The following is a 12,712-nucleotide window of genomic DNA, read 5'->3' as shown; positions in this document are numbered from 1 at the left end:
GCGGCGTCAGGAGGCGGAATTCAGAGAACAGAAAGCCCTGCCACCCGCCTCGGTGGAGGCGGCGGCTTGGTTCAGGGGGCGGAGCGGACCCTCGCGGGTCTAGCTGGGCTCAGGGACCGCCGGGGGCGGTGTGGTGGCGCTGAAGAACTCGCGGAAGTGCTGCTGCACGCTGGCTTCGCAGGATGCGCATCCCACGGCCTCGGTGTCGTACAGCGCCTTGGGCCAGTTGTCGGCGCCGGTCAGCACGCTGCTCGTGACCTCGATGCCCGCCGACCGCAGCCGGCCTGCGAAGGTCATGGCCTCGTCGCGCATCGCGTCGTCGGGCCCCACCAGCACCAGCGCCGGTGCGAGCGAGGCCAGCCGCAACGATCCACTCGGCACCGCGTAGGGGTGCGTGGCGTTCGAGGGACAGCTCAAATACTTGGCCCAGCCCGTGGCCCAGCGGCACTCGGCCTCGTCGTTCGTGGCATTGCGCAGCGAGGCGGTGCCGGCGCACGGGTCGAGCATGGGCGACAGCAGGATCTGGCCTGCCAGCGGCGGATGGGCGCGGTCGCGGGCCACCAGCGCCACGCTGGCTGCCAGGTTGCCGCCGGCTTCTTCGCCGGCCAGGTACACCTGGGCGCCCTTGCCGCCGAGCTTCACGCGCTGCTTGTAGAGCCACTCGAGCGCCGCATAACCCACCTCGACCGGCTCCGGGAACGGGGCCGCCGGGGCCAGCGGGTAGTCGAGCGACACCACCACCGCACCCGCGCCGGCCAGCAGCCGGGCCACGTTGCGGCCGTTGTCGAGGTTGCCGCAGATGAAGGTGCCGCCATGGAAGTGCAGCACCAGCGGCACGGTCTCGCCCCGCGGACGCTGACCGTAGACACGGGCAGCCACGGGCTCGCGGCCGGGCAGCTCGATCGACAGATCGGACTCCACGCCTTGTGCCGCGGCAAGCGCAGCAGCTTCAGCGGACCGGGACGATGGACGGGGTGACATGGGCGACCTCAGGGATATGGGCGATGGTTGAAATATAAGGCGCTACATGCGCGTTGAAACAGGAAACACAGCCCTACTCTGTTTCCAAACGGAGAACAATCGGACACACCATAGGGGTGCGTCCCTTGTGTGAGAATCCGCCTCCTTCCGGCATAAGCCGGTCTCCCTGAACAGGCACTCGATGGATCAAATCCAGGCAATGCGGATCTTTGTCCGCGTGGTGGAAGCCGGCACCTTCACCCGTGCCGCCGACTCTCTGGCCCTGCCCAAGGGCACCGTCACCAAGCAGATCCAGGCGCTGGAAGCGCGCCTGCACGTGAAGCTGCTCAACCGCACGACGCGGCGCGTCACCGTCACGCCCGACGGCGCCGCCTACTTCGAGCGCGCCGCACGGCTGCTGAACGACTTCGACGACATGGAAGCCAGCATGACGAATGCGCAGGCCAACCCCACGGGGCGGCTGCGCATCGACGTGGGCACCTCGGTGGCGCAGCAGATCATCCTGCCCAACCTGGCCAGCTTCTGCGACCGCTACCCCGACATCCAGGTCGACCTGGGTGTGAGCGACCGCACCGTCGACCTGATCAGCGACAACGTCGACTGCGTGATCCGCGCGGGTGAACTCAGCGACCAGTCGCTGGTGGCGCGCCGCATCGGCACCCTGCACTTCGTCACCGTGGCCTCGCCGGCCTACATCAAGCGCTATGGTGCGCCGCAGCATCCCAACGACATCGAGAAGCGCCACCACGTCGTGAGCTACTTCTCGGGCACCACCCGGCGCGTGTACCCGCACGAGTTCAAGAAGGGCGACGAGTACATCGAGCTGAACGGCCCCTACCGTGTGTCGGTCAACGAGAGCAACGCGCACATGACGGCCGTGCTCGCGGGCTTTGGCCTGTCGCAGTGCATCACCTTCACGGCCGAGCCACTGCTGGAAAGCGGCGAACTCGTCGAGGTGCTGGCCGACTGGCAGCGCGACCCGCTGCCGATCCACGTGGTGTACCCGCCGAACCGGCACCTGAGCGCGAAGGTGCGGGCGTTTGTGGACTGGGCGGCGGATCTGTTTGCGAAGAATCCACGGTTGCAGAAGCGCTGAGGGGCCCTCTTCTCAGCCTTCAGGGCTGGATCAACGCTGCCAGCGCACGCGCCGAGGGTGATGCTTCCCGCCCCAGGTGCTCGACCAGGCTGCGCCGGTCGGCCTCGGTGCGCTGCTGCGAAAGAAAGCGCTTGCCGGTCAGCGCGAGGATGTCGATCTCGAATCCGACCAGCCGCTGCAGCGCGTCGTCGACGAACTCGGGCGATGCATCGGCGAGCGACCAAGGCTCTTCGCGATTTGCTTCCTGCGACTGTGTCAGCGCTTCGAGGTGCGAGCGCAGCCAGGCGCCGTCTTCAATGAACCGCAAGCGCCCCGTCGCCTGCACCGCGATGTAGTTCCAGCTCGGCGCCAAGCGCCCGCTGCGCTGGCCGTTGACGTACCAGCGCGGGGAGATGAACGCGTTCGGGCTCTGGAACACGACCGTGACGTCGCAACCGTTGCGCGCCTCGCTGGTCCATAGCGAATGGCTGCGAGCCACGTGGCCTGCCAGCGCGCCGTGCGGGCCGCGGTCGATCACTTCCAGCGGCAACAGGTTGGCATCGACCGAGGTGCCCGCGACCGTGAAGAGCGTGGCCAGCGGATAAGCGCGCATGAGCCGGTGAAGCTCATCGCGTGCTTCGATGGCGAACAAGGGCTGGATGTGCACGGGGAGAACCTTTCGGGGGATCGATGCCCGCCAAGTATTGCGCTCCCTCCCCTCCCTCACAGTCGCATGGAGGTCACCCCGGCGTCAGTAGACCGGCTCGCACCGCACGTCAGTCTTCACCGAGTTCGCAATGAAGCATTCCTCATGCGCCCGGTGATGTAAGTGCGCGACCTGCTCCCGCGTCGGCAGGTTCTCGCCCGAAAAGCTCACCTGCGGACGCAGCGTGACCACAGTCATCGCCATCTTTCCCTCGGCGTTCTTCTCCATCACCCCCGTGGCCGCGTCGACATAACGGTCGACCACGAACTTGCGCTTCACCGCCATCGTGAGAAACCACAGCATGTGGCAGCTGGACAGCGAGGCCACGAACATCTCTTCCGGATCGACGGCCGACGCATCGGAGAACGGCAGCGGCACCACGTGCGGCGACGAAGAGCCCGGCACCTCGGCACCACCATCGAAGCGCAGCACATGGTGGCGGCTGTAGGTGTTGGCCAGGAAGTCCTGGTCGCCGCGCTCCCAGACGATTTCGGCGGTGTACTCGGACATGGGTCGTGCTCCTCGATGGATGGATGGAATGAATGATCGAATGTCAGACGCTCATCAGCTTCACGATCAGCGGCACCAGCAGCGCGGTCGCGATGCCGTTGAGCCCCATCGCGAGCGCCGAGAACGCGCCCGCGGTTTCGTTCACCTGGATGGCCCGCGCGGTGCCGATGCCGTGCGCCGCCATGCCGACGGCGAAGCCGCGCACCGCGGGTTCCTTGATGCGCAGAAGGTTCAGCAAACCGGTGGCCATGATCGCGCCCGAGATGCCGGCGATGGCTGCAGCCACGGCCGCCAGCGACGGCAGGCCGCCGATTTTTTCGGCCACGCCCATCGCGATCGGCATGGTGGCCGACTTGGGCGCGAGCGACATCAGCAGTTCGTGCGAACCACCGAGCACCCAGCCGATGCCGATGGCCGAGGCGATGGCAGCCACCGAGCCCACCAGCAGCGCCACGCCGATCGGCAGCCACAGGCGCCGCAGGCGACCGACCTGGCTGTACAGCGGCACGGCCAGCGCCACGGTGGCCGGGCCGATGAGGAAGTGGACGAACTTGGCGCCCTCGAAGTAGGTGTCGTAAGGCGTGCGCGTGAGCAGCAACACGCCCACGATGACGATCACCGACACCAGCACCGGGTTGACCATCGGATTGCGCCCGCTGCGCGCATGCAGCCACAGCGCGCCCAGATAGGCCAGCAGCGTGAGCGACAGCCACAGCAGCGGCGACTGGGCGAGAAAGACCCAGATTTCAGAGAGCTTGGCGGGCGCGTTCATTCAGCGTCCTTGCCGGTGATGCGGATCATCCAGCGCAGCGTGAGCGCAGTCACCGCCATGGTGAAGGCGCCGCCCACGACACCGGCCGCAAGGAACGGCAGCCACTCGCGCCCCACGCGCTCGAAATGCAGCATGACGCCGGTCACCGCCGGGATGAACAGCAGCATCAGGTTGCGCAGCAGATGGCCCGAGGTGTCGGTCAGCGCTTCCGGCACGCCGCCGCGCACGAGCAGGCCGACGAAGAGCAGCAGCATGCCGATCAGCGGACCGGGGATCGGCAGCGACAGCCACTGCACGAGCAGTTCGCCCGCGAGCTGGCACAGAAAGAGCGTGGTGATGGCGTAGAGCATGGGCCTCGTTGTTTTCCTTTTTTGCGACGGCCCTATTGTGGTGCGAGGTGCGTTCAGCCGCTGTGTCGTGCAGCCCGTGCCCACGCGGCCTTCAAGGCCTGCTGGCTGGCCGGCGGCAGCACGCCCAGGCGCAGGTGCCCCGGCAGGCCGAAGGAGGCGCAGTCGCGCAGCTTGATGCCCTCGGCGCGCAGCGCGGCGGCACGGGGCGGGTATGGCGTGTCAGGCCGTGCGCCGAAGAAGTTGGCGTCGCCGGGCTGCACCTCCCAACCGAGCGATTCGCACACGGCGCGCTGCCGCGCTTTCCAGTCGCGCAGGATGTCGAGGCTGCGCGCGAGCCAGCCTTGCGCTTCGTCGGTAGTCCAGGTCGTGAGCAGCGCCACGCCGTGCGTGCCCAGCGGCCACGACGGCGCGAGGCGTTCGAGCCGCTCCAGCAGCGGCCCGGCGACGTCGCTGTTCGCAGGCGCGATGGCGTAGGCAGCGCGGATGCCGGTGAGGCCCATGGCCTTGTTCGGTGTCCACAGCTGCCAGACGCGGTCGCGCTGCGCGTCGTCGTGCGAGGGCTGGCCTTCGAGGCGCAGCGGTTCGTAGGCCATGTCGAGCACGCAGACCGCATCGCTCGCGGCATGCTGCGCGATGTCCGGCTGCGGCTGGCCGAAAGGGCTCGACGGTTCGCAGCACCAGCGCAGCGCGGCGCCTTCGGCCTCTTCGGGCGCGCGCCGCACGCCGAGGCCCCAGGCCCCGGCCGCGCGTTCGTAGTCGCCGTAGCTATGCGCGGGCAGCCAGACATCTCCGCCACCGCTTTGTGCCACGACCGCGCTGATGCGGTGGATGAATTCGCTCGCGCTCGCGGCGATCCCGATGCGCTCCACGGCCACGCCGTGGAAATCGGCGAGCGCAGCGCGCAGTGCGGTGTAGCGCGGATCGGGATAGTGCGCCGCGTCGGCCTCGCGCAATGCCGCCAGCACGGCGGGACACGAGCCCACCGCGTTGCCGTTGGTCGAGAAGTCGTGCGGCGCGGCGCCCGTCTCGTCGGGGCCGCCGTGCACCATGGATTGATTCGTCATGCCCACCTCGCCAACAGCGGCGACAGCATCGCCAGCGAGGCGATCACCGCCAGCCCCCACGCCGCACGCTCGCCGAGTTGTGCGGTGCGCGCGGTGTCGGTCGACGTGGCGGCGCGCCCTTCCCCGTTCAGCGCATAGACGCCCGGCTTCGCCAGCCGCGCACCCAGCAGCAGCGCCATCGCGCCCATCGGCCAGCCGCTGTTGGGCGACGGGGTACGGCGCGCCTCACGGACCACGCCGCGCGGCCAGCGGGCCGCCGCAAGCGCCAGCAGCAGCACGGTGAGGCGCGCGGGCAGCCACGAGAGCACGTCGTCGGCGCGTGCGGCCCACTTGCCGAACCAGGTCCAGTCGCGACCGCCGCGTTCGCCGCGGTAGCCCCACATGGCGTCGGCGGTGTTGGCGAAGCGGTAGAGCGCCGCGCCGGGCAGGCCGAACAGCACGAACCAGAACACGGGCGCTACCAGCGAGTCGTTGAGGTTCTCGGCCAGCGATTCGATGGCGCTCTCGCGCACCTCGCGCTCGCTCAGCACCGAGACGTCGCGGCTCACGAGGCGCGCGAGCCGTGCGCGGCCCGCGTCGAGCGATTCGCCGAGCGCGGCCTCGACCGCCAGCACCTCGTCGCGCAGCATGCGCCATGCAAAGAGCGGCTTGAACGCGAGTCCGAGCACCACGGCCATCGCCCAGACCGGCAGCCATTGCATCGCCAGGCTCTGCACCGCCGACGCGACGGCGAACGCGGCCATCGCGCCGACGCACCAGCCGAGCGCGCCCATGGCAAAGCCCGGCAGGTCACGCGGCTTCGCGTCGGCGGCGCGCGGCGCGAGGCGGCTGCCGATCCAGTCCAGGTAGCGGCCCATCCACACGACCGGATGCAGCGGCGCGGGCGGCTCGCCCAGCCAGCGGTCGACGGCCAGCGCCAGCCACAAGGCGGCGACCAGCGCGAGGGCGAAGACGGTGAAAGGATCGAGCGCGGGCATGGAAGGCATTCTCGTGAATCAGGCGGCAGGCATGGCCCGGCCGCGCCGCCATTGCACCAGCGCGCCGAGGAGCAGCAGCAATGCGGCGCCGAACGCGGCGAGCAGGCGCGGCAGCACGGCGGACGGCGGCGGGGGCGGGGGCGATGGGGTGTCGGTGATGGGCTTCAACTGGAGGCCGGTCACGGGCTGGGCTAGGTCTGGCGTGGTGGGCGATTCGGGTGCGGGTGTGGCCGCTTCGACGGGCGCGATGGGCGGTGCAGCGGCAACCGGCGCAGGCGCAGTCACAGCCGATGGCGAAGGCACCAACGCAGCCTGCGCAAACCGCTGCACCGCCTCGTTCCGCTCCCGCAGCCCCGTGGCGCGCACCGCCTCCGTGTAGGCCTGCGCCAGCTCGCGCCGCGTCGCGGCATCGGGCTTCCAGTAGTTCAGCCGCACGGCATCGAGCATGCGCTCCAGCGTCTGCGCGAAGGCGGCGCGGTTCTCGCGCTCCAGCCACTGCCGCGTACCGAGCTTGTAGGTGTCGCGCACATACACCTCGTGCAACGACTGCCAGTGGTCCGCGCGCACGGCCGCGGGCGCGGTCGCCTGCCAGCCCCAGAGAAACTGCGCGGTCTTGAGCACCTGCAGCGCGCCGCTGTAGCCCTCGGCCTTCTGTGCCTCGATCCATTGGGGGTGCAGGTAGCGCGTCTGCATCTCGCGCGCGATGGCGCCAGCGGCGGTGTCGGTGCGCACGGCCGCGCCGTCGCGCAGGTTCTGCACGTACAGCGCCGGGTCCTTGCCCCTGAGGTGGCGCACGGCGAGCGCGATGCCGCCCAGGTACTGGAACGGGTCGTCGTTGGTCAGCACGCCGTAGAGGTTGGAAGTGCGCGCCATCAGCGCCGCATCGACCTGCGCGAGGTTGCCGGCGAACGCGCCCGTGCGTGTCGCGCCGTCGAGGCCGCGCCCGTAGGCGTGGCCCATGCGGTCCATGTAGAGCCCGGCCATCTGCGCGTCGCCGCCGCCGCGCTGCTGGCCCTTCCAGAGTTCGGTGGCGAGCACTGCTTCTTCGAGTCCGGCGCCGTAGCTGCCCTGCTCGTTCGAGAACACGCGCGCGGTCGACCAGCGCCGCGCCTCGGCCGCCGTCGCGCCCCCGGCACGCAGCGTGCGCGCCATCGCTTCGCTGTGCTGCGCGACGGCGTTGCCGGGCTCGTCGAGCGCGGCGACCTGCTGCACGGCCTCGTCGAGCCAGCGCATCACGTGCGGGAACTGGTCGCGGTACGAACCGGTGACGCTGACCAGCACGTCCATGCGCGGCCGTTTCAGCACCGCGGCCGGCACGATCTCGATGCCGACCATGCGCCCGGCTTCGTCCCAGCGCGGCTTCACGCCGAGTGCGTGGAAGGCCTGGCTCTCGGTCACGCCCTGGTGGCGCGAGGCCTCGCCGGCCCAGAGCGTGAAGGCGATCTTTTGCGGCGGACGGCCGCCGTGGGTGCGGGCATGTGCAGCAATCCAGTCGTCCATCGCGGCGACGCCGGTGTCCCAGGCGGCACGCGTGGGCACGCGGCTGGGGTCGAAGCCGTAGAGGTTGCGGCCGGTCGGCAGGCTGTCGGGGTCGCGCACCGGGTCGCCGCCGTAGCGCGATTTCAGGTAGCGGCCGTCGAGCGCGGTGAGCAGGCCTTCGATTTCTTCGTTGTGGGCCAGCACCGCCTCGAGCGCGCGGGCCCGTGCGGCCAGGGTGCGCAGAGGTTCAGCGTCGGCGGTGTCGTTGCCCGCCAGCACGGCTTCCAGCCAGCGCGCAGGCTTCGACGCTGCAATGCCCTGCGTATCGGTGAGGAACATCTCGTCGAGGTCTTCGCCCATCGCCTGCGCCACGGGCTTGCCGAGGATCTGCAGGATGGTCTGGCGCCGCCGCTGCGCATCGGGCGCCTCGCCGAAGGTCGCCAGGCCCAGCGGCTGCGCGGTCTGCGCCAGCTCGTCGAGGTACGGATGCAGCACGGCGATGAAGCCTGCAAAGTCGGCGCGGATGCGCGCGGGCGTCCATTGCAGGTCGCGGTCGTAGTGCTGGGCGACGAAGTCGGCGGTGAGGCGCCGCTCCATCGCAGTCTTCACCGCGCCAGGCGACAGCGTTTCCCAGTCATGCAGGCGGTCGTGCATCTCCCGCACGCCGGGGCGGAAGCCCGCGGGCGTGAACATGGGTGTCGAATGGCTCACCATCGTCGCGCGGCCGCGGCGCTTCGCAGTCGTCGCCTCGCCGAGGTTGTCCATGATGTACGGGTAGACGTTGGGCACGTCGCCCAGCGCGAGCAGCGGATCGTCCTGCACCGAGAGCCCGCGCTCCTTGCCCGCTGACCATTCGACCGTGCCGTGCGTGCCCACATGCACCACCGCATCGGCACCGAAGCGGCTGCGCAGCCAGAGGTAGGTCGCGAGGTAGCCGTGGCTCAGCGGCACGGCGGCACGGTGGTACACCTGCTGCGCCTTGTCGGCCACCTGCGTGCCGGGCTCGAAGCGCGGCGGCTGGCGCAGCACGACCACCTGGCCGAACTGCACGCGCGGCACCACGAAGGCCGGCGCGCCGGCCACGGGCCGCAGCATCGCGGAGGCTTCGGGTGGCCCCCAGTAGGCGTCGATGCGGCGTTGCGTCTCCACGGGCAGCGCGTGGAACCACGCGAGGTACTGCGACAGCGGCAGCGTGTCGGCCAGCCCCTGGTCGAGCAGCGGCTGCAGCGCATCGCCGCCTTGCGCCATCGGGTAGTAGGCCTTCATCGTGGCCTGCACCTGCGCGATGACCGCGTCCGCGCCGGGTGCCTCGGTGCGGTAGCCGGCCGCCTGCATCGCGGACAGCATCCGGTCGACGCTGCGCGGCACGTTGAGGAACGATGCACCGAAGTTGGCCTCGCCCGGCGGGTAGTTGTAGACCAGCATCGCCACGCGGCGCTCGGCGGCGGGCGTGCGACGCAGGCGCAGCAGCGCGGCGGCCTTGTCGGCCACGGCATCGATCTGCGCGGGCAGTGGCTGCAGGCTGCCAGTGACTGCGTCGCGTGCCGTCACGAGCATCGGGTCGGTCATGCCCGCGAGTTCGCTCGGGCTGTAGTAGGCCGCGATGTCGGTCTGCGCGAGGCCGTCCTTGCTGCGCGCCCATTGCGACGCGTCCATGGCCAGCGACGGCAGCGTCTGCAGCACGGGCACGCCGATGCGTTCGAGTTCGGCCTTGCGTTCGTTCGGGCTGAACACCAGTGCGGCGTTGATGAGGAGGTCGGCCACGCGACGCTCGCCCTCGCCGGCGTGCGTCATGCGGAAGAACAGGTCCTTCTGCTGGCGCGGGCCGTAGAAGGCGTAGGCGCGCAGGCCGCGCTGCGCGAGCGTGCCGATCAGGCGGTCGAGCCAGTCGGTGTCGTCGCCGGTGAGCGTGGCGCTGTTGACCGCGATGGCGACGGTGCCCTGTCCGCCCGGCAGTGCTTCGACGGCCGCGATGCTGCTTTCGACGCGCGGCCAGTCGGGGTGATAGAAGCCGGCGAGTGGCAGCGGCACGGGGTCGGGCAGCCCGGCGGCATCGCCGACGCGCGCCATCGCCTGCATCGAGGCTTTCAGATTCGCCTCACCCGGAAAGCGCCAGTAGGCGCGCAGCCGCTGCGCCCAGGCTGCATCGACGCCGCGCTCGGCCGCGAACGGCGGCACCTCGGGTGGTTTCTGGCCTTTCGCCACGAGGGCGAACTCACCGATCTGCACATAGGGAACGGCGCTGCGCGCAATGACGTCGCCGAAGCGCGCCGCCGCCGACTGGGCGACGCTGAGGTGCGGTGCATCGATGACCAGCAGGCGCGCACCATCGAGCGCGGCGGCCAGCGCATCGGGCGTGTCCTGCGCGGCCGACACCACCTGCAACGGCACGTCGGTCGCACGCGCTGCCGTCTGCAATCGCACCACGCGCGCCGGCGACACCAGCGCCGTGCTCAACACGACCACACGAGACTCGGCCGCCATCGCAGGCTGCACCCCAAGGCACAAAAGCCAGAGCCAGAAGACGAAAAGCCGCGTCACTTCCCGCCCGACGCCGGCACCGCGTCCGCCGGCACGTAGATCATCGTGCCGTCCTTCAGGCGCCAGGCGGTGCCGGCCTTTTCGCCGTCGCCCTGCCCCGTCGTGCCGCTGGCCTTGAAGCGCGTGACCTTCTGGCCTTCGCGCGTGATGATCTCCATGTCGGGCTGGCCTTCGTGGCGAATGACCGTCACCTTGTCCTGCGAGAACGGGTTCACCGGGTTGTTGATGACCGCGATCATCAGCATGCCGATGACGACCATGAAGACGTCGATCAGGTTGATGGTCGAGAGCACCGGGTCGTCGTCATCGCTGTCGAGGCTGCTCAGGATCGAGAACTGCCTGCGGCTCATGACAACCTGTCCCGCGCATCGAGCAGCATCACCAGCTCGCGCATGAGCCAGCGGCGGCGCACGGTGTAGACCACGAAGGTGATCGAGGCCGAGGCCAGCGCCACGATCACCGCCGCGAACGCGGGCGCCAGGCTCTGCGCCACGCCCTGCGATTCGCCCGAGGCCACGGCCACGAGCGCCGGGCCCATGGGGATCATGGTCGCGATCAGCCCCAGCATCGGCGCCACGCGGCTGCACAGGCGCACGCCTTCGAGCTGCTTGAGCACGACCAGCTCCATCTGCTCCTGGCTGGCCTGCGCGTGGCGTTGCAGCACCAGCGCGCGCGACGGGTCGCGGCGGCGCTGCCACCACTCGATGCCGAAGGCGCCGAGGCTGTACACCGCATAGACAAAGGACAGCAGCACGCCGAGCGTCACGGGCCAGAGGAACAGGCGCGCAAGCTCGAAGAGAACGGTGTCGAAGGCCAGCATCAGGTGGGCTCCACGGAAGAAGATGAAGTGGAAGAAGGATCGAACAGGTCCGACGGCCGGCCCCAGCTTTCGTCGAACACCAGCGAGGCAAGCGGCGCGCGCTTCGCCCAGCGTTCGCGCTGCAGCATCGGCTCTTCGTAGAACGCATGCACCGGCCCCAGGCACAGCAAGGCAATCGGCTCGGCGCCTTCGGGCAGACCGAGCAGCACGCTCAGCTCGGCAGGCTCGAACAGCGACACCCACCCCATGCCCAGCCCTTCGGCACGCGCCGCGAGCCAGAGGTTCTGGATGGCGCAGGAGGCCGAGGCCAGGTCCATCTGCGGCAGGGTGCGGCGCCCAAAGACATGTTGCTCGCGCCCGTCGGCCAGCGTCACCACCAACAGTTCGGCCGCATCGAGCACGCCCTGCACCTTGAGGCGCATGAACTCGTCTTCGCGTTGGCCGAGCGCGCGGGCGGTGAGCACGCGTTCGCGCTCGACCACCTCGTGCAACTGCCGGCGCAGCCCTTCGCCGCGCACGCGGATGAAGCGCCATGGCTGCATGAAGCCGACGCTGGGCGCATGGTGCGCGGCGTCGAGCAGGCGGCGCAGCACCTCGGGCGGCACCTCACCCCCTGCGAAGTGGCGCATGTCGCGCCGCTCGTGGATGGCGCGGTACACCGCCTTCGCCTCGTCGGCCGCGAACGCATGCGCCACCATCGGGTTCAGTCCTCGATGCCGCGCTGCGCCGGAATGCCGGCCTTGAACGCGTGCTTGACCATCTGCATCTCGGTGACCGTGTCGGCCAGCTCGATGATCTCGGGCGGGCAGCGGCGGCCGGTGAGTACCACGTGCACATGCTTCGGCCGCGCGCGCAGGGTCTCGAGCACGCCTTCGAGCGGCAGCCAGCCGTAGATCAGCGGATAGGTGATCTCGTCGAGCACCACGAGAAAAAAGTCGCCCGACAGGATCGCGGCCTTGGCCTTTTCCCAGCCGTCGCGCGCCAGCTGGCCCGAGCGTTCGAGGTCCTGGCTCTTCCAGCTGAAGCCGTCGCCGAGGCCTTCGATGGGAATGCCGATCTGTTCGAACATGCGGTGCTCGCCGAAGCGCGCCGAAGGCACCTTCATGAACTGATAGATCTTCACGGCCTTGCCGCGGCCGTGTGCGCGCAGCGCGAGACCGAAGGCTGCGGTGCTCTTGCCCTTGCCCTTGCCAGTGTTGACGATGACGATGCCGCGGCGTTCGCCTTCGGGCTTTTCGTACGGCTTTTCGCTGGGAGGGGTTTCTATTTGCATGAGGGGTTCCGTTCTGGGGTGTTCTTGTGTCCGTTGTTCAGGGCGTGTGCACAGGCCACCGGGTACTTCCCTCCGCGAATGTCCCCCGGGCTTCGCCTCACGCCCTCCTCCTTGGTTTCGCTGCGGGAAGCACCCAGTGTCCTGCGCACACCGAGCGCGGTCGT

General features: G+C 69.6%; 13 protein-coding genes. 1 reads left to right on the top strand and 12 read right to left on the bottom strand.

From position 1 onward, the window contains the following. Window positions 1-99: 99 nt before the first annotated feature. On the bottom strand, window positions 100-981 hold the full coding sequence (locus CY658_RS26240) for an alpha/beta hydrolase (RefSeq protein ID WP_101492980.1): 882 nt from the start codon (window positions 979-981) through the stop codon (window positions 100-102). Window positions 982-1,162: 181 nt separating this feature from the next. Here CY658_RS26240 and CY658_RS26235 point away from each other — a divergent pair, with 181 nt between their 5' ends. Continuing rightward, a complete protein-coding gene (locus tag CY658_RS26235; protein ID WP_101492979.1) occupies window positions 1,163-2,077 on the top strand; it encodes a LysR family transcriptional regulator in 915 nt (304 codons plus the stop codon). 19 nt (window positions 2,078-2,096) lie between these two features. Here CY658_RS26235 and CY658_RS26230 read toward each other — a convergent pair whose 3' ends face one another. From CY658_RS26230 to cobO, 11 genes are all read right to left on the bottom strand, one after another. Continuing rightward, window positions 2,097-2,723 carry an FMN-binding negative transcriptional regulator gene (locus tag CY658_RS26230; RefSeq protein ID WP_101492978.1) on the bottom strand — a complete coding sequence of 209 codons (627 nt, stop codon included), beginning with the start codon at window positions 2,721-2,723 and terminating at the stop codon, window positions 2,097-2,099. An 84-nt stretch (window positions 2,724-2,807) separates the two neighbouring features. Continuing rightward, the gene (locus tag CY658_RS26225) at window positions 2,808-3,272 is read right to left on the bottom strand and encodes an OsmC family protein (protein WP_101492977.1); all 465 of its coding nucleotides are present in this window, start codon (window positions 3,270-3,272) and stop codon (window positions 2,808-2,810) included. Between the two features lie 43 nt (window positions 3,273-3,315). Beyond that, window positions 3,316-4,044, bottom strand: a complete 729-nt coding sequence (locus CY658_RS26220; RefSeq protein ID WP_101492976.1) for an LrgB family protein — start codon at window positions 4,042-4,044, stop codon at window positions 3,316-3,318. After that, window positions 4,041-4,394 carry a CidA/LrgA family protein gene (locus CY658_RS26215; protein WP_099796764.1) on the bottom strand — a complete coding sequence of 118 codons (354 nt, stop codon included), beginning with the start codon at window positions 4,392-4,394 and terminating at the stop codon, window positions 4,041-4,043. Before CY658_RS26215 ends, CY658_RS26220 begins: the two co-directional genes overlap by 4 nt. A gap of 53 nt (window positions 4,395-4,447) precedes the next feature. After that, window positions 4,448-5,458: an aminotransferase class I/II-fold pyridoxal phosphate-dependent enzyme gene (locus CY658_RS26210; protein ID WP_101492975.1), complete on the bottom strand. Its 1,011-nt coding sequence runs from the start codon at window positions 5,456-5,458 to the stop codon at window positions 4,448-4,450. After that, a complete protein-coding gene (gene cbiB, locus CY658_RS26205; protein ID WP_101492974.1) occupies window positions 5,455-6,435 on the bottom strand; it encodes an adenosylcobinamide-phosphate synthase CbiB in 981 nt (326 codons plus the stop codon). The genes CY658_RS26210 and cbiB overlap by 4 nt, the downstream gene beginning before the upstream one ends. An 18-nt stretch (window positions 6,436-6,453) precedes the next feature. Further along, window positions 6,454-10,398 (bottom strand): cobaltochelatase subunit CobN, encoded by a 3,945-nt coding sequence (cobN, locus tag CY658_RS26200; RefSeq protein ID WP_101492973.1) that lies wholly within the window; start codon window positions 10,396-10,398, stop codon window positions 6,454-6,456. A gap of 53 nt (window positions 10,399-10,451) precedes the next feature. After that, the gene (locus CY658_RS26195; RefSeq protein ID WP_101492972.1) at window positions 10,452-10,805 is read right to left on the bottom strand and encodes a DUF2149 domain-containing protein; all 354 of its coding nucleotides are present in this window, start codon (window positions 10,803-10,805) and stop codon (window positions 10,452-10,454) included. Further along, entirely contained in the window at window positions 10,802-11,275 is a 474-nt protein-coding gene (locus tag CY658_RS26190) for a MotA/TolQ/ExbB proton channel family protein (RefSeq protein ID WP_101492971.1), read from the bottom strand. Before CY658_RS26190 ends, CY658_RS26195 begins: the two co-directional genes overlap by 4 nt. Continuing rightward, complete coding sequence (gene bluB / locus CY658_RS26185; RefSeq protein ID WP_101492970.1) at window positions 11,275-11,973, bottom strand: 5,6-dimethylbenzimidazole synthase; 699 nt, start codon at window positions 11,971-11,973, stop codon at window positions 11,275-11,277. Before bluB ends, CY658_RS26190 begins: the two co-directional genes overlap by 1 nt. Window positions 11,974-11,978: 5 nt before the next feature. Continuing rightward, complete coding sequence (gene cobO / locus CY658_RS26180) at window positions 11,979-12,548, bottom strand: cob(I)yrinic acid a,c-diamide adenosyltransferase (protein WP_101492969.1); 570 nt, start codon at window positions 12,546-12,548, stop codon at window positions 11,979-11,981. Window positions 12,549-12,712 lie beyond the last annotated feature (164 nt).

Source organism: Variovorax sp. RO1, assembly GCF_002849325.1.
Taxonomy (GTDB): Bacteria; Pseudomonadota; Gammaproteobacteria; order Burkholderiales; family Burkholderiaceae_C; genus Variovorax.
This window is presented reverse-complemented; position numbering and strand designations above follow the sequence as displayed.